The sequence below is a fragment of the Arenibaculum pallidiluteum genome, assembly GCF_017355985.1.
Lineage (GTDB): Bacteria > Pseudomonadota > Alphaproteobacteria > Azospirillales > Azospirillaceae > Arenibaculum > Arenibaculum pallidiluteum.
This window is the reverse complement of record NZ_JAFIQU010000004.1, coordinates 124,203-147,033: the sequence shown is the minus strand read 5'-3', so window position 1 is coordinate 147,033 and position 22,831 is coordinate 124,203. Positions and strand designations below refer to the sequence as shown.

21 protein-coding genes are annotated in these 22,831 nt (G+C 69.0%); 18 read left to right on the top strand and 3 right to left on the bottom strand.

All coding sequences use genetic code 11. The features are described 5' to 3' along the window. Positions 1-97 precede the first annotated feature (97 nt). From JUB13_RS10665 to JUB13_RS10635, 7 genes are all read left to right on the top strand, one after another. Positions 98-448, top strand: coding sequence for an FtsB family cell division protein (locus JUB13_RS10665; RefSeq protein WP_236024875.1), 351 nt, complete (start codon positions 98-100; stop codon positions 446-448). 169 nt (positions 449-617) lie between these two features. After that, positions 618-1,628: a pyruvate dehydrogenase (acetyl-transferring) E1 component subunit alpha gene (gene pdhA / locus JUB13_RS10660; protein ID WP_207478788.1), complete on the top strand. Its 1,011-nt coding sequence runs from the start codon at positions 618-620 to the stop codon at positions 1,626-1,628. 76 nt (positions 1,629-1,704) lie between these two features. Then, on the top strand, positions 1,705-3,105 hold the full coding sequence (locus tag JUB13_RS10655) for a pyruvate dehydrogenase complex E1 component subunit beta (RefSeq protein WP_207478787.1): 1,401 nt from the start codon (positions 1,705-1,707) through the stop codon (positions 3,103-3,105). A 13-nt stretch (positions 3,106-3,118) separates the two neighbouring features. Then, the gene (locus JUB13_RS10650) at positions 3,119-4,480 is read left to right on the top strand and encodes a pyruvate dehydrogenase complex dihydrolipoamide acetyltransferase (RefSeq protein WP_207478786.1); all 1,362 of its coding nucleotides are present in this window, start codon (positions 3,119-3,121) and stop codon (positions 4,478-4,480) included. Between the two features lie 22 nt (positions 4,481-4,502). Continuing rightward, on the top strand, positions 4,503-5,897 hold the full coding sequence (lpdA, locus tag JUB13_RS10645) for a dihydrolipoyl dehydrogenase (RefSeq protein ID WP_207478785.1): 1,395 nt from the start codon (positions 4,503-4,505) through the stop codon (positions 5,895-5,897). Between the two features lie 123 nt (positions 5,898-6,020). Further along, entirely contained in the window at positions 6,021-6,980 is a 960-nt protein-coding gene (gene lipA, locus JUB13_RS10640) for a lipoyl synthase (protein ID WP_207478784.1), read from the top strand. Positions 6,981-7,029: 49 nt separating this feature from the next. Next, a complete protein-coding gene (locus JUB13_RS10635) occupies positions 7,030-7,494 on the top strand; it encodes a type II toxin-antitoxin system RatA family toxin (protein ID WP_207478783.1) in 465 nt (154 codons plus the stop codon). Positions 7,495-7,520: 26 nt separating this feature from the next. On the opposite strand, the gene JUB13_RS10630 is transcribed toward JUB13_RS10635, so the two are convergent. The 3 genes from JUB13_RS10630 to JUB13_RS10620 form a co-directional block, all read right to left on the bottom strand. Next, positions 7,521-7,910: a DUF2934 domain-containing protein gene (locus JUB13_RS10630; RefSeq protein ID WP_207478782.1), complete on the bottom strand. Its 390-nt coding sequence runs from the start codon at positions 7,908-7,910 to the stop codon at positions 7,521-7,523. A gap of 81 nt (positions 7,911-7,991) precedes the next feature. Continuing rightward, entirely contained in the window at positions 7,992-8,477 is a 486-nt protein-coding gene (locus JUB13_RS10625) for a CinA family protein (RefSeq protein ID WP_407928121.1), read from the bottom strand. 15 nt (positions 8,478-8,492) lie between these two features. Further along, positions 8,493-9,656: a bifunctional 2-C-methyl-D-erythritol 4-phosphate cytidylyltransferase/2-C-methyl-D-erythritol 2,4-cyclodiphosphate synthase gene (locus JUB13_RS10620; protein WP_207478780.1), complete on the bottom strand. Its 1,164-nt coding sequence runs from the start codon at positions 9,654-9,656 to the stop codon at positions 8,493-8,495. Positions 9,657-9,745: 89 nt separating this feature from the next. Between JUB13_RS10620 and JUB13_RS10615 the strand changes: the two genes are divergently transcribed. The 11 genes from JUB13_RS10615 to hflX all read left to right on the top strand — a co-directional run bounded on the left by JUB13_RS10615 (position 9,746) and on the right by hflX (position 22,603). Further along, positions 9,746-10,555: a cytochrome C assembly family protein gene (locus tag JUB13_RS10615; RefSeq protein ID WP_207478779.1), complete on the top strand. Its 810-nt coding sequence runs from the start codon at positions 9,746-9,748 to the stop codon at positions 10,553-10,555. A gap of 97 nt (positions 10,556-10,652) precedes the next feature. Continuing rightward, positions 10,653-11,639 (top strand): tRNA dihydrouridine synthase DusB, encoded by a 987-nt coding sequence (gene dusB, locus JUB13_RS10610; RefSeq protein WP_207478778.1) that lies wholly within the window; start codon positions 10,653-10,655, stop codon positions 11,637-11,639. Position 11,640: 1 nt separating this feature from the next. Beyond that, a complete protein-coding gene (locus tag JUB13_RS10605) occupies positions 11,641-12,762 on the top strand; it encodes a two-component system sensor histidine kinase NtrB (protein ID WP_207478777.1) in 1,122 nt (373 codons plus the stop codon). Beyond that, positions 12,762-14,213, top strand: coding sequence for a nitrogen regulation protein NR(I) (ntrC, locus tag JUB13_RS10600; protein ID WP_207478776.1), 1,452 nt, complete (start codon positions 12,762-12,764; stop codon positions 14,211-14,213). The genes JUB13_RS10605 and ntrC overlap by 1 nt, the downstream gene beginning before the upstream one ends. A gap of 44 nt (positions 14,214-14,257) precedes the next feature. Beyond that, entirely contained in the window at positions 14,258-16,546 is a 2,289-nt protein-coding gene (locus tag JUB13_RS10595; protein ID WP_207478775.1) for a sensor histidine kinase NtrY-like, read from the top strand. Further along, positions 16,536-17,948: a nitrogen assimilation response regulator NtrX gene (gene ntrX / locus JUB13_RS10590; RefSeq protein WP_207478774.1), complete on the top strand. Its 1,413-nt coding sequence runs from the start codon at positions 16,536-16,538 to the stop codon at positions 17,946-17,948. Before JUB13_RS10595 ends, ntrX begins: the two co-directional genes overlap by 11 nt. Before the next feature lie 58 nt (positions 17,949-18,006). After that, entirely contained in the window at positions 18,007-19,383 is a 1,377-nt protein-coding gene (trkA, locus tag JUB13_RS10585) for a Trk system potassium transporter TrkA (RefSeq protein WP_207478773.1), read from the top strand. Positions 19,384-19,391: 8 nt separating this feature from the next. After that, positions 19,392-20,255 carry a D-amino-acid transaminase gene (locus tag JUB13_RS10580; protein ID WP_207478772.1) on the top strand — a complete coding sequence of 288 codons (864 nt, stop codon included), beginning with the start codon at positions 19,392-19,394 and terminating at the stop codon, positions 20,253-20,255. Next, entirely contained in the window at positions 20,255-20,917 is a 663-nt protein-coding gene (locus tag JUB13_RS10575; RefSeq protein WP_207478771.1) for an HAD family hydrolase, read from the top strand. The genes JUB13_RS10580 and JUB13_RS10575 overlap by 1 nt, the downstream gene beginning before the upstream one ends. 104 nt (positions 20,918-21,021) lie before the next feature. Then, entirely contained in the window at positions 21,022-21,270 is a 249-nt protein-coding gene (gene hfq, locus JUB13_RS10570; RefSeq protein WP_207478770.1) for an RNA chaperone Hfq, read from the top strand. After that, positions 21,266-22,603, top strand: coding sequence for a GTPase HflX (gene hflX / locus JUB13_RS10565; protein WP_407928120.1), 1,338 nt, complete (start codon positions 21,266-21,268; stop codon positions 22,601-22,603). Before hfq ends, hflX begins: the two co-directional genes overlap by 5 nt. The last annotated feature ends 228 nt before the right edge of the window (positions 22,604-22,831 follow it).

The window sequence follows — 22,831 nt, the reverse complement described above, 5'->3', positions numbered from 1 at the left end:
GGGGCCCGCCACCGGTGGGCCGATGACATGCGGTGGGGCCGGTCAAGTTCCGTTTGACCGGCCTTCCGCCGCATGATTCCATGCGCCCATGAACGCCATGGATCGCATCAGGGACGCGCTCGGCCGTGCCGCGCGCAACGTCGTGTGGCAGGCTGCCTTTGCGGCCGTCGTCGCCTATTTCGCCTATCATGCGATACACGGGGATCGCGGACTGATCGCGCTGTCCCGGCTCCAGGGCGAGATCGACCAGGCCGAGGGCGTCCTCGGCCAGATCCGTGGCGAGCGTGAGCGGCTGGATCACCGCGCGTCGCTGCTGCGGCCCGACAATCTGGACCCCGACATGCTCGACGAGCGGGCGCGCGCGATGCTGAACTTCGCCGATCCCGACGAGATCGTCATTCCGCTTCCGCAGGGGAGCGGTGCGTCCGAAGGGACCCCACGCCAGTAAACTCTTTCCCCGGCAATCGATTAACCGGAATTCGGTTAATCTGATTTTATTCAATTGAAACAGCAGTTTGCGCGGGACGTCTTGCGCGCCCCACGGTTGCCGTCTAGTTGTAGGCAACGCCCGTCCGCCGGAGCGAAAATCCGCGCGGGGGAATGGTGGGAGGTGACCCTTGGCAACGACCCGACGCCGCACCAAGGCGCAGGAAGCGCAATCGAACCGGCCGTCCGCCGACGAACTGCTCGGCTACTATCGCGACATGCTGCTGATCCGGCGCTTCGAGGAGAAAGCGGGGCAGCTCTACGGCATGGGCCTGATCGGTGGCTTCTGCCACCTCTATATCGGGCAGGAAGCCGTGGTGGTCGGCATCCAGGCCGCGCTCGAGCAGGGTGATACCATCATCACGAGCTACCGCGACCACGGGCACATGCTGGCCGCGGGAATGGACGCAAAGGGCGTCATGGCCGAGCTCACGGGACGCCGCGGAGGCTATTCCAAGGGCAAGGGCGGCTCCATGCACATGTTCAGCCGCGAGAAGAATTTCTACGGCGGGCACGGCATCGTCGGCGCCCAGGTGCCGCTGGGGACCGGACTCGCCTTCGCGCATAAGTACCGTGGCGACCGCAAGGTCAACGCCTGCTACCTCGGCGACGGCGCCGTCAACCAGGGCCAGGTGTACGAGAGCTTCAACATGGCCGCCCTGTGGAAGCTCCCAGTGATCTACGTGATCGAGAACAACCGCTACGCGATGGGGACGTCGCAGGCGCGGGCCTCGGCGGGAGAGCTGTACCAGCGCGGCAGCGCCTACGGCATTCCGGGCCGCGTGGTCGACGGCATGAACGTGGTCAGCGTGCGCGAGGCCGCTGAGGAGGCCGTTGCCCATGTGCGTGGCGGTAACGGCCCCATGATCCTCGAGATGAAGACCTATCGCTACCGCGGCCACTCCATGTCCGACCCGGCCAAGTACCGCAGCAAGGAGGAGGTCAACAAGATGCGGTCCGAGATGGACCCCATCGACAACCTCAAGCGCATCCTGGTGGAGCAGGGCGTGATCGACGAGGAGCGGCTGAAGACGATCGACCGCGAGGTGAAGGAGATCGTGACCGAGGCCGCCGAGTTCGCGACCCAGAACCCCGAGCCGGATCCCAGCGAGCTCTGGACAGACGTCCTGATCGAAGCCTGACGCAACGACACTTGGCCACCGCAGGCGGGCGCGGCCGCAGCCGCGCCCCATTCGCGCCGGGGCCGGAGGGAAGGAAATGCCGACTGAGATCCTGATGCCGGCGCTGTCGCCGACCATGACCGAAGGCAAACTCGCCAAGTGGGTCAAGAAGGAGGGCGACGCGGTCCGCCCGGGCGACGTGATCGCCGAGATCGAGACCGACAAGGCGACGATGGAGGTTGAGGCCGTCGACGAGGGCACGATCGCCAAGATCCTTGTGCCGGAAGGCACCGAGGGCGTCGCGGTCAACACCCGCATCGCGCTGCTCGCCGGTGAGGGCGAGGCGCCGGACGCGGTCGGCACGCTCGGCGTCGACGAGGACCTGCCGCGCACCGCAGCGGCGCAGAAGCCGAAGGGCGAGACCGAGACGCGCCCGACGCTGCCGGTTGCGCCCGTGCGCGGCCAGGAGGCCGGCGCCCCGGACGCGACCGACGAGGAGAAGTGGTTCCGCGACACCGTCAAGATGACGGTGCGCGAGGCGCTCCGCGACGCCATGGCCGAGGAGATGCGCCGCGACGAGACCGTATTCGTGATGGGCGAGGAGGTCGCCGAGTATCAGGGCGCCTACAAGGTCACCCAGGGCCTGCTGCAGGAGTTCGGGCCGCGGCGCGTGGTCGACACCCCGATCACCGAGCACGGCTTCGCCGGGCTCGGCGTAGGCGCGGCCTTCCACGGCCTGCGGCCGGTCGTGGAGTTCATGACCATGAACTTCGCGATGCAGGCCATCGACCACATCATCAACTCGGCTGCGAAGACGCTGTACATGTCGGGCGGCCAGATGGGCTGCCCGATCGTCTTCCGCGGGCCGAACGGCGCCGCGGCGCGTGTCGGCGCCCAGCACAGCCAGGAATATTCGAGCTGGTACGCCCATGTGCCCGGGCTGAAGGTCGTCGCACCCTATTCCGCCGCGGACGCCAAGGGCCTGCTGAGGGCGGCAATCCGCGACCCGAACCCGGTCGTGTTCCTGGAGAACGAGATCCTGTACGGCCACAGCTTCGATGTGCCGACGGATCCCGACTTCATCCTGCCCCTCGGCAAGGCGAAGATCCTGCGCAAGGGCAAGGACGTGACGATCACGGCCTTCTCGCTGATGTGCGCCCATGCGCTGGCCGCGGCCGAGCGGCTGGAGGCGGAGGGGATCGATGCCGAGGTGATCGACCTGCGCACGATCCGGCCGCTCGACACCGCGACCATCGTCGCGAGCGTGCAGAAGACGAACCGCCTGGTCTCGGTGGAGGAAGGCTGGCCCTTCGCGGGCATCGGCTCGGAGCTCTGCGCCCAGATGATGGAGCAGGCCTTCGACCATCTCGACGCCCCCGTGATCCGCGTCACGGGCAAGGACGTCCCGCTGCCCTACGCCGCCAACCTCGAGAAGCTGGCGCTGCCGCAGCCCGAGGACATCGTCGAGGCCGCCAAGAAGGCCTGCTACCGGAGCTGAGGGAGTTCGCGCCATGCCCATCGAGATTCTGATGCCGGCCCTCTCTCCCACGATGACCGAGGGCAACCTCGCGAAGTGGCACAAGAAGGAAGGCGACGAGGTCAAGGCCGGCGACGTGATCGCCGAGATTGAGACCGACAAGGCCACCATGGAGGTGGAGGCCGTCGACGAGGGCCGACTCGGCCGCATCCTGGTGGCCGAGGGCAGCCAGGGCGTCGCGGTGAACACGCCCATCGCCCTGCTGCTGGAGGAAGGCGAGGACGCCTCCGCCGCCGCATCCAAGCCGGCGCCCGCACCGGCCGCACAGCCGGCCGCTTCTCCGGCGCCTGCGCCTGCACCGGCGGCGCCTTCGCCTCAGCCGGCCGCTGCACCGGCGCAGGCCTCGGCCCAGGCGCCAGCGCCCAAGCCCGCGGCGGCAGTGCCGAAGGCCGGCGAGCGCGTCATTGCGAGCCCGCTGGCGCGCCGCATGGCGGAGCAGGCGGGGCTGGACCTCGCGGCCCTGTCGGGCAGCGGGCCCGGCGGCCGCATCGTCAAGGCCGACATCGAGGCCGCGGTCGCTGGCGGCGGCGCCCGCAAGCCTGCCGCGACTCCCGCCCCGGCGCCTGCCGCGGCCGCGCCGGCTGCGGCCCCGGCTCCGACGCCGGCAAAGCCGGCTGGGTCCGACACCCGTGACTTCGTCACGAAGCTCGGAATGCGCTTCACCGAGGTCCCGAACAGCGGCATCCGCAAGACCATCGCGCGCCGCCTGAGCGAGGCCAAGCAGACGGTCCCGCATTTCTACCTGACCATCGACTGCGAGCTGGACCGGCTGCTGAAGGTCCGCAGCGAGCTCAACGCCCGCTCGGACGAGTACAAGCTGTCGGTGAACGACTTCGTGATCCGGGCCTCGGCCATCGCGCTGAAGAAGGTGCCGGCGGCGAACGCCGCCTGGACCGACGACGCGATCCTGATGTTCGAGGATGCCGACGTCTCGGTCGCGGTCGCGACGCCGACGGGGCTGATCACGCCCATCATCAAGCAGGCCCACGCCAAGGGGCTGGCCCAGATCTCGAACGAGATGAAGGACCTCGCCAAGAGGGCGCGGGACGGCAAGCTGAAGCCGGAGGAGTACCAGGGCGGCACCTTCTCGGTCTCCAACCTCGGCATGTACGGGGTTCGGGACTTCGGGGCCATCATCAACCCGCCCCAGGCCTGCATCCTGGCGGTCGGTGCGGGCGAGCAGCGGCCGGTGGTGCGCGACGGCGCCCTGGCGGTCGCCACGGTGATGAGCTGCACGCTGTCGGTCGACCACCGCGTCGTCGACGGCGCCGTCGGTGCCGAATTCCTGGCAGCCTTCAAGAAGCTCGTGGAAGACCCACTCAGCATGCTGCTGTGACCCGGGCCCGGAGGACAACGACGTGGCTGAACAGTTCGACGTGATCGTGATCGGCGGCGGCCCCGGCGGGTACGTCGCCGCCATTCGGGCAGCCCAGCTCGGGCTGAAGACGGCCTGCATCGAGCGCGAGCACCTGGGCGGGATCTGCCTCAACTGGGGCTGCATCCCGACCAAGGCCCTGCTCCGAACCGCGGACGTGGCGCGCACCTTCCAGCATGCCGGCGACTACGGCCTCTCGACCCAGGGCTGGAGCTTCGACCTGGAGAAGGTCGTCCAGCGCTCGCGGAAGGTCGCGGGCCAGCTCAACGGCGGCGTGCGCCACCTGCTGAAGAAGAACAAGGTCACCACGATCGACGGCGAGGCCAGGCTGCTTGGCCAGGGCCGCGTCGCGGTGACGAACGGCGGCAAGGCGCTCGGCGAGTACCAGTCCAAGCACATCATCGTGGCGACCGGCGCCCGCGCGCGCGAGCTGCCGGGCCTGGAGGCGGACGGGAAGCTGGTCTGGACCTACAAGAAGGCGATGACCCCGGACGTGATGCCGAAGCGCCTGCTGGTGATCGGCTCGGGCGCCATCGGCATCGAGTTCGCGAGCTTCTACGCGGCGCTGGGCTCCAAGGTCATCGTCGCCGAGGTGGTCGACCGGATCCTGCCCGCGGAAGACGAGGAGATCTCCGAGATGGCCCGCAAGGCCTTCGAGAAGCAGGGGATCCGCATCGTGACCTCGGCGAAGATCGGCGCCCTGAAGAAGGGCGCGGACGAGGTCAGCACGACGCTCGAGGCGGGCGGCAAGACCGAGACGGTGACCGTCGACCGGGTGATCCTGGCCGTCGGGATCGTCGGCAACGTCGAGAATCTCGGCCTCGAGAACACCAAGGTGAAGGTCGAGAAGACCCACATCGTGACCAACGAGTGGCTCGAGACCGACGAGCCCGGCGTCTACGCGATCGGCGACGTCGCCGGGGCGCCCTGGCTCGCGCACAAGGCCAGCCACGAGGGGGTGATCTGCGTCGAGCGGATCGCCGGGCTGCACCCGCATCCCCTCGATGCGCGCCAGATCCCGGGCTGCACCTACAGCCATCCGCAGGTCGCCTCGGTCGGCCTGACGGAGAAGAAGGCCAAGGAGCTCGGCCACGAGGTCCGCGTCGGCCGCTTCCCCTTCATCGGCAACGGCAAGGCAATTGCGCTCGGCGAGCCCGAGGGCCTGGTGAAGACGATCTTCGACGCCAAGACCGGCGAGCTGCTGGGCGCGCACATGATCGGCGCCGAGGTCACGGAGCTGATCCAGGGCTACACGGTCGCGAAGACCATGGAGACGACCGAGGCCGAGCTGATGGAGACGGTGTTCCCGCACCCGACCCTTTCGGAGATGATGCACGAGTCCGTCCTGGCGGCCTACGGACGGGCTATCCACTTCTGAGCCGCCCGCCCGGGCGGCTGCCGCGGCAACGCGGTGCTTGACGAGTGGGGCAGGGGTGCGCACCTCTGCCCCATCGGGCCCGCCCTTCCGGACGCGCCCGATCCAGCGCGAAGGTCCGAATTCATGTCCATCGTTCCCGCCGACCGCCTCCGCCATCCCGAGAAGGCCCACCGTCCCGACAATCCGGTCCAGCTCCGCAAGCCCGACTGGATCCGCGTGAAGGCGCCGGTCTCGGCCGAGTACGCCGAGACGCGCCGCCTGATGCGCGGGCTGAAGCTGAACACCGTGTGCGAGGAGGCGGCCTGCCCGAACATCGGCGAGTGCTGGAAGCGCAAGCACGCGACCTTCATGATCCTGGGCGCCGTGTGCACCCGCGCTTGCGCCTTCTGCAACGTCGCGACGGGACGGCCTGACCTGCTCGACCCGCACGAGCCCGACAACGTGGCCGACGCCGTGGCGACGCTTGCGCTCGAGCATGTGGTGATCACCTCGGTGGACCGGGACGATCTCGCCGATGGCGGGGCGGGCCATTTCGCCCGGACGATCCGGGCCATCCGGGAGCGCTCGCCCCAGACCACGATCGAGATCCTGACTCCTGACTTCATGCGCAAGGACGGCGCGGTCGAGCATGTCGTCGCGGCACGGCCGGACGTGTTCAACCACAATCTCGAGACGGTTCCGCGGCTCTACCCGTCGATCAGGCCCGGCGCGCGCTATTTCACCTCGCTGAACCTTCTGGCGCGGGTGAAGGAGCTCGACCCGTCCATCTTCACCAAGTCGGGCCTGATGGTCGGCCTGGGCGAGACCCGGGAGGAGATCCACCAGGTGATGGACGACATGCGCGCCGCCGATGTCGATTTCCTTACCATCGGCCAGTATCTCCAGCCGACGCCCAAGCACGCGGCGGTCGACCGGTTCGTCACGCCCGACGAGTTCGCGAGCTATGCGACGATCGCGCGCGGCAAGGGTTTCCACATGGTGTCGTCGTCGCCGCTGACCCGCTCGTCCTATCACGCAGGGGCCGATTTCCAGCGGCTGAAGGCGGCCCGCGAGACGCATCTGGCGCAGCAGGCCGCGCGCTGAGGGACAGAGGGGAAAGAGGCCGGCCGGCCGCCGGTCCGCGAGGAAGCCGATGCCGACGCATGCCGAGAAGAAGGTCCTGCCCTACACGCCGGAGCAGCTCTACGCGCTGGTGGCCGATGTCGAGAAGTACCCGCAGTTCCTGCCGTGGTGCCTTGCCTCGCGGATCCGCCGACGGGAAGGCAACGTCGTCTTCGCGGATCTGATCATAGGCTTCAAGATGGTCCGCGAGCGCTTCACCTCACGGGTCGAGCTGAACGAGGGACGGATCGACGTCTCCTACGTCGAGGGACCATTCCGTTATCTCAACAACCACTGGATCTTCGTGCCGCACCCCGAAGGCTGCGTGATCGACTTCTGCGTGGACTTCGAGTTCCGCTCGGTCGTCCTGCAGAAGATCATGGGCGTCCTGTTCAACGAGGCCGTGCGCCGCATGGTCGCCGCCTTCGAGACCCGCGCGCACCAGCTTTACGGGCCGGGCACCGCTCCGGTCGAGGCCCGCGCCGCCTCCCAGTAGGCGCGGGGCGCGTCGCGCCCCGCCTCTCAGCCCCTGTCTGCGCGGTCGTCGGGCACGTAGTCCAGGTTCTCCCCGTAGTTCGGGCTGCTGCCTTCCATGTTCTGCGCCTCGGCGACGTTGGTTCCGATCCGGGTGCCGAGGCCATCGGGGGATTCGCCCGCCGCACCCTCCGGGGCCGTCTCGGACACGGCGTCGCGGGCGCGGTCCGCGGCGGTGTCGAGCCGGTCGCCCCGGCGCAGATCATCGCGGCTGGGAATGCCGCCCGGGGCAGGCATGTCGTCCGGAGGCATGTCGCCGGAGGGACGGTCCTCGGTCTCGGCCTGCGACCAGTGCTGGTCGTGGCGCCCTTCCGGCCGGCCCTCCTTCTCCCAGATCTCGTAGGCGCGCTGGCGGATCCGATCCTCGCGGTCGTCCATGGCTTCATCCCCGTGCGGCGGTGGTGCCTGCAAACAGGGATGGCTGGTGGCGGGTTCCTGCGCCTCGACCTGTCCCGAAGATCAAGCGAGCGCGTCGAGCATCGCCAGCGCCCGCGCGACGGTCGCGAGGCGCACCTCGCCGCGGTCGCCTTGGAAAACGTGGCGCTCCAGCACGGGGTCGCGCCCCCGGCGCGCCGCAGCGAAATGGACGAGCCCGACCGGCTTCGCGGCCGAGCCGCCGCCGGGGCCGGCGATCCCGGTCACCGCCACCGCCGCATCGGCCCGCGAGCGACCCAGCGCCCCTTCCACCATCGCGCGCGCGACCTCGGCGCTGACGGCGCCCAGCCGCGCGATCAACGAGGGATCGATCCCGAGCAGCTCCGCCTTGGCCTCGTTGGAATAGGTCACGAAGCCGCGCTCCACCACGTCGGACGAGCCCGCGATCTCCGTCAGGCAACCAGCGATCAGGCCGCCCGTGCAGGATTCGGCGGTGGCGATCCGCAGCCCCGCCGCGCGGAAGCGCGCCAGCAGGGCCTCGGCATCGGCGGTCAGAGGGGGCGGGAACAGGGACATGGCGGATCCTCAGGAGGCAGGGAGGCGCACGGTACACACGGCCTGGGCCGCGATCCCCTCGGCCCGGCCGGTGAAGCCCAGGCGCTCCGTGGTCGTGGCTTTCACGCTGACGCGGTCCGGCGCGATGCCGAGCAGCCCGGCCATGCGAGCCACCATGGCCTCGCGGTGGGGGCCGATCTTCGGGCGTTCGCAGATCAGCGTGACGTCGGCATGGGCGATGCGGCCGCGACGGGCGTGCACGAGCTCTACAGCGTGGACGAGGAAGCGCGCGCTGTCGGCACCCTTCCATTGCGGGTCCGAGGGCGGGAAATGGCTGCCGATGTCGCCTGCGCCGATCGCGCCCAGGATCGCGTCGGTCAGTGCGTGCAGTCCCACATCGGCATCGGAATGTCCCTCGAGCCCGCGGTCATGGGGCACGGCTACGCCGCAGAGCATGGCGTGGCTTCCGGGGCCGAAACGGTGCACGTCGAATCCCGTGCCCGTGCGGATGTCGGTCAGCGCCCCGTCGGCCAGCAGTGCCGCATGGGCGAGGTCGTCGTTGGTCGTCACTTTCAGGTTGTCCCGATGGCCGGGCACGATCCGTACGGCGAGGCCGGCCCGCTCGGCCACCGCCGCATCGTCGGTCAGCCGCAGGCCGACGGCCTTGCGGTGCGCCGCCAGGATCTCCCGGAAGCGGAAGCCCTGCGGCGTCTGAGCGCGCCACAGGCCCGTCCGGTCGATGGTACCGGCGCAGCGCCCGTCCTCGGCTCGCTTCAGCGTGTCGATCACCGGCTCGGCGGCGATCGCACCGGGAGCCTCGTCGAGCGCCGCGCGCACGCGGCCGATGGTGCCGGCATCCACCAGCGGCCGGGCGGCGTCGTGGATCAGGACGAAGTCCGGAGGGGAGGGCCCGGCGGCCAGCGCCTCCAGCCCTGCGCGAACGCTGTCCTGACGTTCCGCGCCGCCTTCCACCGGCTCCGGCAGGGCGAGTCCGGCGACGGCCTCGTCGTAAAGTGCCCGGTGCTCGGGCCGGATCGCCACCAGCACCCCGTCGACGGCGGGGTGGCGGAGAAAGGCGAGCACGCTGCGGCGCAGGACCGGAACGCCGCCGAGGTCAAGGTACTGCTTCGGTCGCTGGCCGCCGAAGCGTTCGCCGCGCCCGCCGGCGACGATGAGCGCGCAGCAGGAAGACATGATGGGGATGGATCCGTCCGTTCGAGATGCCGCTTGACGGCGGGCGGCGCGAGCCTAGCCTGACGCGACGCCATCGGAAAGTCCTGCGCATGGCCCAGAACCTGGTCTTCGGCCTCTCTGCCCTGATCGCGATGCTGCCTGCGGCCGCAGCCTCGCTGCTGCGCGGCTCGGCTGCACGCGCGGACGCCAAGTTCTGGGCGCTGCTCGCCCTCGCCCTCGCCGGCCCCTGCGCCTGGGTCTGGGGGCAGGTGGGCAACGGCTGGCGCACCGGGCTCTCGGCGACGCTCTGGATCAGCATCGCCGTGTGCCTTGCGATCTTCGCCGTGCTGTGCCTCGCGACGCGATGGTCCTGGCGCCTTGCGCCGCTGCTGCTGCCCTATCTCGCGGCGCTGGGCCTGCTGGCCGCCGCGACCGGGCAGGCGCCGGCCCCGCAGAACCTGCGCGGCGGAGCACCGGAGCCCTGGATCGACCTGCACATCGCTGTCTCCGTCACGACCTACGCGCTGCTGACCATCGCGGCCGTCGCGGCTCTCGCCGGGTTCCTTCAGGAACGTGCCCTGAAGGCGCGCAGGCCGACGCCGCTGACCCGACGCCTTCCCCCGCTGGCGGAGGCGGAGCGGCTGCAGGTGCGCCTGCTCAGCGCGTCCGAGGTGGTGCTCGGCGCAGGCCTGCTGACCGGCATGACGGTGCTGCGCTTCGAGACCGGGCACCTGCTTGTCTTCGACCACAAAACGCTCTTTTCGATCGCGGCGTTCGTGGTCATCGGCGCCTTGCTGGCCGCCCATGCCGCAAGCGGCGTCAGGGGGCGTCGGGCCGGGCGCCTGGTCCTGCTCGCATACCTGCTGCTGACGCTCGGCTATCCCGGCGTGAAGTTCGTCACCGACGTGTTGTTGCGCTGACCCGCAGGGGATATTGCGCTGCAAAACTCGGTTGCAAATTGCATTTTCCACGCTTATCGTGCCCAAAAATAATGCATATAGAAGGTGTGCCTAATCGATGGGCATTGCGATCGGGCCGGTGAAGCTGGATGACCCGGTAATTCTGGCGCCTATGTCGGGTGTCACGGACATGCCGTTCCGGCGGCTTGTGAAGCGCTTTGGCGCCGGTCTGGTGGTCTCTGAGATGATCGCCAGCCAGCAGATGATCCGCGCCCACCGCGAGACGCTGAAGATGTCGACGAGCTGCGTCGAGGAGGCGCCGATGGCGGTGCAGCTCGCCGGCTGCGAGCCGGACGTCATGGCCGAGGCGGCGCGGCTGAACGAGGCGCGAGGCGCCGCGATCATCGACATCAACTTCGGCTGCCCCGTGAAGAAGGTCGTGAACGGGCATGCCGGCTCGGCCCTGATGCGCGACGAGGCCCTGGCCGGGCGGATCCTCGAGGCCACGGTGAAGGCTGTCTCGGTTCCCGTGACCCTGAAGATGCGTCTGGGCTGGGACGACGCGAGCCGGAACGCGCCCGCCATCGCGCGGATCGCGCGCGAGGCCGGCATCCGCATGCTGACGGTCCATGGCCGCACGCGCGAGCAGTTCTACGGAGGCCGCGCCGACTGGCGGGCGATCCGGACGGTACGCGAGGCGGTGGACCTGCCGCTGGTCGCGAACGGCGACATCCAGTCCCTCGACGATGCCGCGGCGTGCCTCGCGGAATCGGGGGCGGACGGGGTGATGATCGGGCGCGGCGCCTACGGGCGCCCGTGGTTCCTCGCGCAGGTTATGCGCTTCCTCAGGACCGGCGAGCGGCTGCCGGATCCGCCCCTGGCGATCCAGCTCGAGACCATGATCGGACACTACGACGCGATGCTGGGCCATTACGGCACGGAGCACGGCGTGCGCCACGCGCGTAAGCATCTGGCCTGGTACGTGAGCGGACTGCCGGGCTCGGCCGAGCTCAGGAACGTTCTGAACCGGCTGGAGGATCCGTCCGAGGTCCGGCAGCGGCTGCGCGATTTCTACGAACCCCATCTCGACAGGAAGGCGGCCTGACATGGCGAAGGGTGTGACCTTCCTCCGGCGGCAGGGGCGCAGCGAGGCGGATCCGACCGCCGTGCTGAACGCGCTGCCGGATCCCGTGGTCGTCGTCGGGCCCGAGGACGAAATCCGGTACGTGAACCTGGAGGCGCAGGAGTTCTTCGGCACCTCCGCGAGCGCGCTGGTGGGCACGCGCCTTCTCGACCTGCTACCAGGCGACAGCCCGATCTTCTTCCTGCTCCGCCAGGCGCGGGAGACCGGCAGCAGCGTGGCGGAATACGGCGTCGCGGTCGACACGCCGCGCACCGGCCAGCACGTCCTGACCGTGACGGCGGCCCCGCTGGGCGAGCCCGCCGACTCGGTCGTGATCTCCTTCCAGGAGCGCACGATCGCGCGGCGGATCGACAGCCAGCTCACCCATCGGGGTGCGGCCCGCTCGGTGACCGCCATGGCGGCGATGCTGGCGCACGAGGTGAAGAACCCGCTCTCGGGCATCCGCGGCGCGGCCCAGCTCCTGGACGAGGCGGTGGGCGAGGACGACCGCGAGCTGACGCGGTTGATCATCGACGAGGCCGACCGTATCCGCGCCCTGGTCGACCGTATGGAGGTGTTCTCGGACGGACGGCCCATCGAGCGCGGGCCCGTGAACATCCACAGCGTGCTCGAACACGCCCGCAAGGTCGCGCAGAACGGCTTCGCGCGGCACGTCCGCTTCATCGAGCGCTACGATCCCTCGCTGCCGCCGGTGCTCGGCAACCGGGACCAGCTCGTCCAGGTCTTCCTCAACCTGCTTAAAAATGCGGCAGAGGCCGTTCCGGAGCAGGGCGGCGAGATCGTGCTGACGACGGCCTACCAGCACGGCGTGCGGCTGGCCGTCGCGGGAGCCGAGAGCCGCATGCACCTGCCCTTGCTGGTTCTGGTCCAGGACAACGGCGAGGGCATTCCCGAGGACATCCGCCCGCACCTGTTCGACGCCTTCATCACGACCAAGCGGAACGGGACCGGCCTGGGTCTTGCATTGGTGGCGAAGATCATCGGCGACCACGGCGGCGTGATCGATTTCGACAGCCACCCGCGGCGCACAGTCTTCAAGGTCTCACTCCCGATGTATGCCGACACAATGCAGGAACAGCCCTGATGCCGGCCTCGACGATCCTCGTGGCCGACGACGACCGGGCCATCCGCACGGTCCTGAACCAGGCTCTGATCCGTCTCGGACACGAAGTCCGCACGACCGGCAATGCCGCCACGCTCTGGCGCTGGGTCGAGGACGGGCAGGGCGATCTCGTGATCACCGACGTGGTGATGCCCGACGAGAACGGGCTCGACCTGATCCCGCGCATCAAGCGGATCCGTCCCGAGCTGCGCGTGATCGTGATGAGCGCGCAGAACACGCTGATGACGGCCGTTAAGGCTGCCGAACGCGGCGCGTTCGAATACCTGCCGAAGCCCTTCGATCTGAAGGAGCTCGTGAGCGTCGTCGAGCGGGCGCTGAATGCGTCGCGGCCCGTTCCCGCCAACGGCGACGCCGCCGAGGCGGAGGATCCCGAGGAAAGGCTGCCCCTGATCGGCCGCTCGCCGGCCATGCAGGAGATCTACCGCGTCCTTGCGCGGCTGATGGGCACGGACCTGACGGTGATGATTACCGGCGAGTCCGGAACCGGAAAGGAGCTGATCGCCCGCGCGCTGCACGACTACGGCAAGCGGCGCAACGGGCCCTTCGTGCCCATCAACATGGCTGCGATCCCGCGCGAGCTCATCGAATCCGAGCTGTTCGGGCACGAGAAGGGCGCCTTCACCGGCGCGACGACGCGCTCGACCGGCCGGTTCGAGCAGGCGCAGGGCGGGACCCTGTTCCTGGACGAGATCGGCGACATGCCGCTGGAGGCGCAGACCCGGCTGCTGCGCGTCCTGCAGGAGGGCGAGTACACGACCGTGGGCGGCCGCACGCCCATCAAGACCGACGTACGGATTGTCGCCGCGACCCACCGGGACCTGCGCACCCTGATCCGCCAGGGCCTCTTCCGCGAGGATCTCTTCTATCGGCTCAACGTGGTGCCGATCCGGCTGCCGCCGCTACGCGAGCGGGCTGAGGACGTGCCGGCCCTGGTCCGCCACTTCCTGTCCCAGGCCGCGTCCCAGGGCCTGCCCGGCAAGAGCATAGACCAGGCCGCCATGGACCGGCTGAAGCGCCACCGCTGGCCCGGCAACGTGCGCGAGCTTGAGAACCTGGTGCGGCGCCTGGCGGCGCTCTACAGCCAGGAGGTGATCGGGCTCGAGGTGATCGAGGGCGAGCTCGCCGACGCCGCGCCCCAGCCCGCCGTCATTGAGGAGCACCAGAACGAGGGCCTGTCCGCTGCCGTGGAGCGGCATCTCAAGGACTATTTCGCGGCCCACAAGGACGGTATCCCGGCGGCCGGGCTCTACGACCGTGTGCTGCGCGAGTTCGAGCGGCCGCTGATCACGCTGAGCCTGCAGGCGACCCGGGGCAACCAGATCAAGGCCGCCCAGATGCTGGGGCTGAACCGCAACACCCTACGCAAGAAGATCAGGGATCTGGAAATCCAGGTAATCCGCGGGTTAAAGTAGCGCCGCTCCGGCCCGCTGTGGCGGGGCCGCAACGGCAGGGAAGCATGAGCATCACGCAACCTGCGGATCAGCCGCCGGGTTTGTGGCGGCAGGTGATGGCCTGGGCGGGGCGCGTCGGATTGGCCAACAAGCTGGCGGTGGCGCTCACCGTCGCGGCGATCGCGGCGGGCATCGTCACCTACGGCGCCATGACCGCGTCCGCTCCTTTCGGCGCCGACGTCCAGACCGTCAGCATGCTGCTGACGCTGGACCTGGTGCTGCTGCTCGCCCTCGGCGCCATCGTCGCGCGCCGGGTGGTGGCGCTCTGGACCGAGCGCCGGCGGGGCCTCGCGGGCTCGCGCCTGCATGTCCGCCTGGTGGCGATCTTCAGCCTGCTCGCCGTGCTGCCGGCGATCGTGACGGCCGCCTTCGCGACCGTGATCTTCCACGAAGGCATTCAGGGCTGGTTCAGCGACCGCGTCCGAACGGCCGTGAACGAGAGCCTGGCTGTCGCGCAGGCCTATCTGCACGAGCACCAGCAGGCGATTCGGGCGGAGGCGCTGGCCATGGCCAACGACCTGAATCGCGATGCCATCCGCCTGATCGGCGAGCCCCAGCGCTTCGCCCAGGTGGTCACCACCCAGGCGGCGCTGCGCGGCCTGACCGAGGCCATCGTCTTCGACGGCACCGGCCGGACGCTCGTCCGCTCGGGTCTGTCCTTCGCCATCGAGTTCGAGCCGATCCCCGAAAGCGCGATGGATCAGGCGCGCCGGGGCGAGGTCGTGCTGATGACTGCCGACGAGGACGACCGCATCCGCGCCCTCGTCCGGCTCGACAGCTATGTCGACACGTTCCTGTTCATCGGGCGTCTGGTCGACCAGACGGTGCTGTCCCACCTGGAAAAGGCGAATCAGGCGGCCAGCGTGTACCGCGAACTCGAGGGCCACAGCTCGAACCTCCAGCTGACCTTCACGCTCGTTTTCGCGACGGTGGCGCTGCTGCTGCTGCTGGCGGCCATATGGACGGGACTGCATTTCGCGACGACGCTGGTCGCTCCTATTAGCGCGCTGATCGGCGCCGCCGAGAGGGTGCGTGCCGGCGATCTTGCGGTGCGCGTCTCGGAGATTGAGCCCGAGGACGAGGTCGGCTCCCTCGCGCGGGCCTTCAACCGCATGACCAGCCAGCTCGAGAGCCAGCGGCGAGAACTTGTCGAAGCGAACCGGCAGCTCGACCTGCGACGGCGGTTCACCGAGGCGGTACTCTCGGGCGTCTCGGCCGGCGTCCTCGGCCTCGACGAGGAGGGGCGGGTCACCCTTCCCAATGGTTCGGCCGCGAAGCTGCTAGGCGTCGGGGAGGCCGAGGCGCTGGTCGGACGGCGCATCTCGGACATAGCACCGGAGCTCGGCGACCTCGTCGGCCAGGCCCGCCGGCGGCCGACGCGGCTTTCCGAGGGCCAGGTCCAGATCCGCCGCGCGGGAGCCATTCGCACGCTGCTCGTCCGCGTCGCGGCCGAGGCCACGGCCGGGGACGTGCGCGGCTTCGTCGTCACCTTCGACGACGTCTCCGAACTGCTTTCGGCGCAGCGCAAGGCGGCCTGGGCGGACGTGGCGCGGCGCATCGCGCACGAGATCAAGAACCCGCTCACGCCCATCCAGCTCTCGGCCGAGCGGCTGCGACGCAAATACCTCAAGGAGATCACCTCGGACCCCGAGACCTTCCAGACCTGCACGGACACCATCGTCCGGCAGGTCGGCGATATCGGCCGCATGGTCGACGAGTTCTCGGCCTTCGCGCGCATGCCCAGCCCGGTGATGTCGCCGCAGAACCTGAACGAGCTGGCACGCCAGGCCGTGTTCCTGCAGTCGAGCGCGCATCCCGAGGTCCGGTACGAGTGCGAGCTTCCCAAGGGGCCGCTGACGGTACCCTGCGACGGACGGCAGATCTCGCAGGCGCTGATAAATCTCCTGCAGAACGCCTACGACGCCATCGAGGGGCGGCCGCCCCCGCCGGACGGTGCGGAGCCGCCCCAGGGCTGGATCCGCGTTTCCATCGCCGAGCGCGGAGACGAGGTCGAGATCGCGGTGGAGGACAACGGGCGCGGCCTTCCCGTGGAGGAGCGGGACCGGCTGACGGAGCCCTATGTGACGACCCGCACGAAGGGCACCGGTTTAGGCCTTGCCATCGTGAAGAAGATCATGGAGGACCACGGCGGGGTGCTGGCGCTTGCGGACCGTCCGGAGGGCGGTGCGCGCGTCAACCTGGTCATCCCGCGCACGAGGCCCGCGGAGCCGGCTGAGCACGCCGGGGACGTGGCCGATGCCGTCGAACAGAGACAGATCCGCTATGGCGCATGACATCCTGATCGTCGACGACGAGGCGGACATCCGCATGCTGATCTCGGGCATCCTCGAGGACGAGGGGATGAAGACCCGGGAAGCCGGAGACGCCGACCAGGCCATCGCCGCCGTCAAGGCGCGCCGGCCGAGCCTCGTCATCCTGGACATCTGGCTTCAGGGGAGCCGGCTGGACGGCATCGAGATCCTGCGGGAGCTCAAACGCGAGCACCCGCACCTGCCCGTGATCATGATCAGCGGGCACGGGACGATCGAGACCGCCGTCTCAGCCATCAAGCAGGGTGCCTATGACTTCATCGAGAAGCCGTTCAAGGCGGACCGCCTGATCCTGCTGGTCGAGCGCGCGATCGAAGCGTCGCGGCTACGGCGCGAGAACGAGGAGCTGAAGCTGCGCGCCGGCACGGCGACGGAGCTGGTCGGCCGCGCCTCCGCAATCAACCAGCTCCGCAGCGTGATCGAGAAGGTCGCGCCGACGGGCAGCCGCGTTCTGGTGACCGGGCCGCCGGGCTCTGGCAAGGAGGTGGTTGCACGGATGATCCACGCCCGCTCGCGGCGCGCGGACGGTCCCTTCGTGGCCCTGAACTGCGCGATCATGCGTCCCGAGCGGCTGGAGATCGAGCTCTTCGGAACCGAATCCGGGACCGAAGGAGGGCCACGCAAGGTCGGCACGCTCGAGCAGGCCCATGGCGGGACGCTGCTGCTCGACGAGGTCGCAGACATGCCGGTCGAGACCCAGGGCAAGATCGTGCGCGTGCTTCAGGAGCAGAGCTTCGAGCGCGTGGGCGGCAGTGGCCGGGTCGAGGTCGACGTGCGCGTGCTCGCCTCCTCAAACCGGGACCTGCAGGCCGAGATTGAGGCGGGACGGTTCCGCCAGGATCTCTACTACCGCCTGGCCGTCGTCCCGGTGCGGGTGCCGGCGCTTGCCGAGCGGCGTGAGGACATCCCCCTGCTGGCCCGCCACTTCATGCAGCGCTCGGCCGAGACCTCCGGCCTGCCGCCGCGCGAGTTCGGCGAGGACGCCATGGCGGCTCTGCAGGCCTACGACTGGCCAGGCAACGTGCGCCAGCTCCGCAATGTCGTGGATTGGCTGCTGATCATGGCCTCGGGCGATCCGAAGGAGCCGATTCGGGCGGACATGCTGCCTCCGGAGATCGGCGCCATCACTCCGACCGTCCTGAAATGGGACAAGGGCGGCGAGATCATGGGGCTCGCCCTGCGCGAGGCACGCGAGGTGTTCGAGCGGGAGTACCTGCTCGCGCAGGTGACGCGGTTTGGCGGCAACATCAGCCGGACCGCGGCGTTCGTCGGCATGGAGAGGTCGGCGCTGCACCGGAAGCTGAAGTCGCTGGGCGTCCACGGGACCGACAAGGTCAACGGACAGCGGGCCGCGAACGAGGAGTGAGCCGGCCACCCGGGCCGCTGGGGCGGTCCGGGCCGGCTGGCGGGCGAGGGGCCATTCCATGAAAGTCATCGTCTGCGGCGCCGGGCAGGTCGGCTCGAACATCGCGCGCTATCTCGCGACCGAGGGCAACGACGTCACCGTCATCGACCAGGCGCCGGAGCTGATCCAGAAGATCAGCGACCAGCTCGACGTCCGCGCCATGGTGGGCTTCGCATCCCACCCCGACGTGCTGGAGAGGGCCGGCGCGGCCGACGCCGACATGATCATCGCCGTGACGCTGGCGGACGAGGTGAACATGGTGGCCTGCCAGGTCGCCCATTCGCTGTTCAACGTCCCGACCAAGATCGCGCGCGTCCGGCATCAGAGCTACCTGCAGCCGATCTGGGCCGACCTCTTCACGCGCGAGCACCTGCCCATCGACGTGATCATCTCGCCGGAGATCGAGGTGGCCCGCGCGGTGGCGCGGCGGCTTCAGGTCCCCGGCGCCTTCGACATGATCCCGCTGGCGGACGAGCGGGTGCGGGTGATCGGCGTGATCTGCGGCCCGGGGACGCCGATCCTCAATACGCCGCTGCGCCAGCTCACCGGGCTGTTTCCCGACCTGAACATCGAGATCGTGGCGATCGTCCGGAACGACCGGCCCATCATCCCCTCGGGCGAGGAGATGATGCTGGTCGGCGACGAGGTCTATTTCGTCTGCGACACCCGCCATCTCGGCCGCGCCATGACGGCGTTCGGGCACGAGGAGACCGAGGCGCGGCGCATCATCATCCTGGGCGGCGGCAACATCGGCCTGTGCCTGGCCGAGGAGATTGAGGCGAAGCATCCCCACGTGACCGCCCGCCTGATCGAGGTCGACAGGATCCGGGCCCAGCACGTTGCACAGCGCCTGAAGCGCACCATGGTGCTGCATGGGGACGGACTCGACCCCGAAATTCTCGAAGAGGCCAACGTCCGCTCGACGGAGACGGTGGTGGCCGTCACCAACGATGACGAAGGCAACATCCTCGCCTCGCTCCTGGCCAAGCGCTACGGCTGCCAGCGGGCCATCACGCTGATCAACAAGCCGACCTATTCACCGCTCGTCACCACGCTCGGCATCGACGCAGTGGTCAGCCCCAAATCCATCACCGTCTCCTCGATCCTCCAGCACGTCCGCCGCGGCCGGATCCGGGCCGTGCACAGCCTGCGCGAGGGCTTCGCCGAGATTATCGAGGCCGAGGCGCTGGAGACCTCCTCGCTGGTCAACCAGCCGCTCAAGGACCTCCGCATTCCGGCGGGCATCATCGTCGGCGCCATCGTCCGCGGCTCCGAGGTCATCATTCCGCGGCCCTCCACCGTCATCAAGCCGCATGACCGGGTGATCATCCTCGCCGCCGCCGGGCAGGTGAGGAAGGTCGAGAAGATGTTCTCCGTCCGGCTCGAGTTCTTTTGAGGAGAGACATGTCCCGCATCGCTTACGTCAACGGCCGCTACCTGCCCCATGCCGAGGCCCGGGTTCATATCGAGGACCGGGGCTTCCAGTTCGCCGACGGCGTCTACGAGGTCGTCGCCGTCATGGCCGGGCGGCTGGTGGACGAGGCCGGTCATCTCGATCGGCTGGAGCGCTCGCTGCGCGAGCTCTCGATCGCGGAGCCGGTGTCGCGCCGTGTCCTCCAGCTCGTGATGCGCGAGCTGATCCGTCGAAACCGCATCCGCGACGGCATCGTCTACATGCAGGTGACGCGCGGAACGGCGGCGCGCGACTTCCGCTTCCCCAAGGGCGTGCGCCCGACGCTGGTCCTGACGGCAAAGCGGCTCGCCAATTTCGGGACGCCGGAGGCCGTGGCGAGCGGCGTCGCCGTGGTCTCCATGCCCGACATCCGCTGGCTGCGGCGCGACATCAAGTCCGTGGCCCTGCTGGCGCAGGCGCTCGGCAAGCAGCGCGCCGCGGAGGCGGGCGCCTACGAGGGCTGGCAGGTCGCCGAGGACGGCACGGTCACCGAGGGGTGCTCCTCGAATTCCTGGATCGTCACCGGCAAGGGGACGCTGGTGACGCGGGAGCCCAGCACCATGATCCTGAACGGCGTCACGCGCCTGTCTCTGCTTCGCCTCGCCCGGGGCATGGGCATCCCGGTCGAGGAGCGGCCCTTCACGATCGCCGAGGCCCAGGGCGCGGCTGAGGCCTTCATGTCGGCGGCGACGGCGCTGGTGCTGCCGGTCACGCGGATCGACGGCGCGGCAGTGGGCAGTGGCCGGCCGGGGCCGGTGACGCTGCGCCTGCGCGAGGCATACCTGGCCTATGCCAATGCCGAGGGAGCCTCGTGATGCCGTCGGTTCCGACGCTGCCCAGGGCCGTCCTCTTCGACTGGGACAACACGCTGGTCGACAACTGGGAGACCATCCGGGCCGCCCTGAATGCGGCGCTGGAATGGGATGGCCAGGAGCCCTGGACCGAGGAGGAGGCGCGGGACCGGATCCGCCAGTCTCTGCGCGACAGCTTCCCACGGATCTTCGGGGACCGGTGGGAAGGCGCCCGTGACGTCTTCTACGGCCATTTCGAGGCGCATCACCTGGACTACCTGCGGCCGACCGAGGGCGCGCAGGAAATGCTCGAGGCCTTCGCCGGGACGGGCGCGTACATGGCCGTGGTCAGCAACAAGACCGGGCGTTTCCTGCGGGCGGAATCGTCCGTGCTGGGCTGGGACCGCTTCTTCGGACGCCTGGTGGGCTCGACCGACGCGCCGGCCGACAAGCCTGCCTGCGAGGCCGTGCACATGGCCCTGGAGCCCTCGGGGATGCCGGCCGGTCCGGACGTGTGGCTGGTCGGCGATGCCGATATAGACATGCAGTGCGCACTGGCGTCGGGCTGCGTTCCTGTGCTGGTCGGCGAAGGAGCAGGCGACTTCACCCGGTTTCCCCCTGCGCATCGTTTCGAAACATGCGCTATGATCGCCCGGTTGGTTCGGGACGCAGGCGTTTCCTCTTAGAGGTGAGCGCCCGCAGGGCGGCGGTATCTCTACGGATCAGCTGCCCGACCGGGTCACGGGCCTCGATGAGGCCCCAAGAACCATGACGAAACGGGGCAATCGCAATGTCAGAGAAGAGTCAAAACGTACAGGACGTGTTTCTAAATCACGTCCGAAAAAACAAGACTCCCGTCACCGTTTTCCTGGTCAATGGCGTCAAGCTTCAGGGGATCATTACCTGGTTTGACAATTTCTCGGTGCTTCTGCGCCGCGATGCACATAGCCAGCTCGTTTACAAGCATGCGATCTCGACCGTGATGCCCGCGCATCCGATCCAGCTCTTCGAACCACCCAAGGAGGGTGAGGCAGATTAACGCGAATCATGACGGCGCCGGCCGGACCCCCAACGGGACCGGCCGGGCGCTCGTGGTCCATCCCAATCTCAGGACCACCGAAGACGCAAGGCGCAGCCCCGAGGCGCGTCTCGAGGAGGCCGTGGGCCTGGCCGCGGCCATCGACCTGAACGTCGTCCATGCCGAAGCCGTGCGGGTGAACCGGCCGCAGCCTGCCACGCTGTTCGGCCAGGGCACGGTCGAGGCGCTGGCCAAACGCGTGGCCGAGGCCGGGGAGGCGGACGCCCCCATCGACCTGGTCATCGTCGATCATGCCCTGAGCCCGGTGCAGCAGCGCAATCTCGAGAAGGCGCTCAAGGCGAAGGTTATCGATCGCACGGGCCTGATCCTGGAGATCTTCGGCGCCCGAGCCCGGACGCGCGAGGGCCAGCTCCAGGTCGAGCTCGCGGCACTGACCTATCAGCGCTCGCGCCTCGTGCGCTCGTGGACCCACCTGGAACGGCAGCGCGGCGGCGTGGGCTTCCTTGGCGGCCCCGGCGAAAGCCAGCTCGAGATCGACCGCCGCCTGATCTCGGCGCGCATCGACAAGCTAAAGCGCGAGCTGGAAGAGGTCCGGCGCACCCGCGACCTCCACCGGAAGGCGCGTTCGCGCGTTCCATATCCGGTGGTTGCGCTGGTGGGCTACACGAATGCCGGCAAGTCGACGCTGTTCAACCGCATGGCGGGCGCCGACGTGTTCGCGAAGGATCTTCTCTTCGCGACGCTCGACCCCACCATGAGGGCGATCGGTCTTCCGACCGGCCGCAAGGTGATCCTGTCGGACACGGTCGGATTCATCTCGGACCTGCCGACGCACCTGGTCGCGGCCTTCCGAGCGACTCTCGAGGAGGTCCAGGCAGCGGACGTGATCCTGCACGTCCGCGACGTCGCCCATCCGGACACGGAGGCGCAGCGCGCCGATGTCGAGCAGGTGCTGTCCGACCTCGACATCGATCCCGAGACCGACGGGCGCGTGGTCGAGGTGCTGAACAAGATCGACCTGCTGGGGCCCGAGGACCGCGAGACCCTCGTGAATCAGGTATCGCGCGCCGAGAACCGCGTCGCCGTCTCCGCCACGACGGGAGAGGGCCTGAACCGGCTCTTTGCGCTGCTCGACCGTCGCATGACGGCAGCACGGACGGTGGTCGAGCTTGCGGTCCCGCTCAGCGATGGCTCCGCGCTCGCCTGGCTCTACGAGAAAGGCGATGTGATCGATCGCGACGACGACGAGGGGCTCGCTCGGATCCAGGTTCGGATCGAGCCCGCGGATCTCGCGCGGTTCGAGCGTCGCTACGACTACCGTGCCCGTTCCTGACGGGCTATGGGCTGTCCCATCCATTGGAGGCTGTGCACGCCTCTACTGACGAGGTAGCGGCTGCGCCGCCCGCCGCTTTGGCTGGCGTCCGCGGCACACCGGCCCTAAATGGGGGCGGCGCGTTGCTTGACGCGACGGGGAGCCCGCGTCTATACCGCTGGCACTCATCGCCATTGAGTGCTAACACCCCGCAATGAGCCGGCCGCTGGCCGGCACGTCAAAGCCCGG

Bases quoted from the DNA above. Each gene is read 5' to 3' on its own strand.
- JUB13_RS10665 (WP_236024875.1), top strand. From the start codon at position 98: ATGGATCGCATCAGGGACGCGCTCGGCCGTGCCGCGCGCAACGTCGTG.
- JUB13_RS10655 (WP_207478787.1), top strand. From the start codon at position 1,705: ATGCCGACTGAGATCCTGATGCCGGCGCTGTCGCCGACCATGACCGAA.
- JUB13_RS10650 (WP_207478786.1), top strand. From the start codon at position 3,119: ATGCCCATCGAGATTCTGATGCCGGCCCTCTCTCCCACGATGACCGAG.
- lipA (WP_207478784.1), top strand. From the start codon at position 6,021: ATGTCCATCGTTCCCGCCGACCGCCTCCGCCATCCCGAGAAGGCCCAC.
- JUB13_RS10635 (WP_207478783.1), top strand. From the start codon at position 7,030: ATGCCGACGCATGCCGAGAAGAAGGTCCTGCCCTACACGCCGGAGCAG.
- JUB13_RS10630 (WP_207478782.1), bottom strand. From the start codon at position 7,910: ATGGACGACCGCGAGGATCGGATCCGCCAGCGCGCCTACGAGATCTGG.
- JUB13_RS10620 (WP_207478780.1), bottom strand. From the start codon at position 9,656: ATGTCTTCCTGCTGCGCGCTCATCGTCGCCGGCGGGCGCGGCGAACGC.
- JUB13_RS10615 (WP_207478779.1), top strand. From the start codon at position 9,746: ATGGCCCAGAACCTGGTCTTCGGCCTCTCTGCCCTGATCGCGATGCTG.
- dusB (WP_207478778.1), top strand. From the start codon at position 10,653: ATGGGCATTGCGATCGGGCCGGTGAAGCTGGATGACCCGGTAATTCTG.
- JUB13_RS10605 (WP_207478777.1), top strand. From the start codon at position 11,641: ATGGCGAAGGGTGTGACCTTCCTCCGGCGGCAGGGGCGCAGCGAGGCG.
- ntrC (WP_207478776.1), top strand. From the start codon at position 12,762: ATGCCGGCCTCGACGATCCTCGTGGCCGACGACGACCGGGCCATCCGC.
- JUB13_RS10595 (WP_207478775.1), top strand. From the start codon at position 14,258: ATGAGCATCACGCAACCTGCGGATCAGCCGCCGGGTTTGTGGCGGCAG.
- ntrX (WP_207478774.1), top strand. From the start codon at position 16,536: ATGGCGCATGACATCCTGATCGTCGACGACGAGGCGGACATCCGCATG.
- trkA (WP_207478773.1), top strand. From the start codon at position 18,007: ATGAAAGTCATCGTCTGCGGCGCCGGGCAGGTCGGCTCGAACATCGCG.
- JUB13_RS10580 (WP_207478772.1), top strand. From the start codon at position 19,392: ATGTCCCGCATCGCTTACGTCAACGGCCGCTACCTGCCCCATGCCGAG.
- JUB13_RS10575 (WP_207478771.1), top strand. From the start codon at position 20,255: ATGCCGTCGGTTCCGACGCTGCCCAGGGCCGTCCTCTTCGACTGGGAC.
- hfq (WP_207478770.1), top strand. From the start codon at position 21,022: ATGTCAGAGAAGAGTCAAAACGTACAGGACGTGTTTCTAAATCACGTC.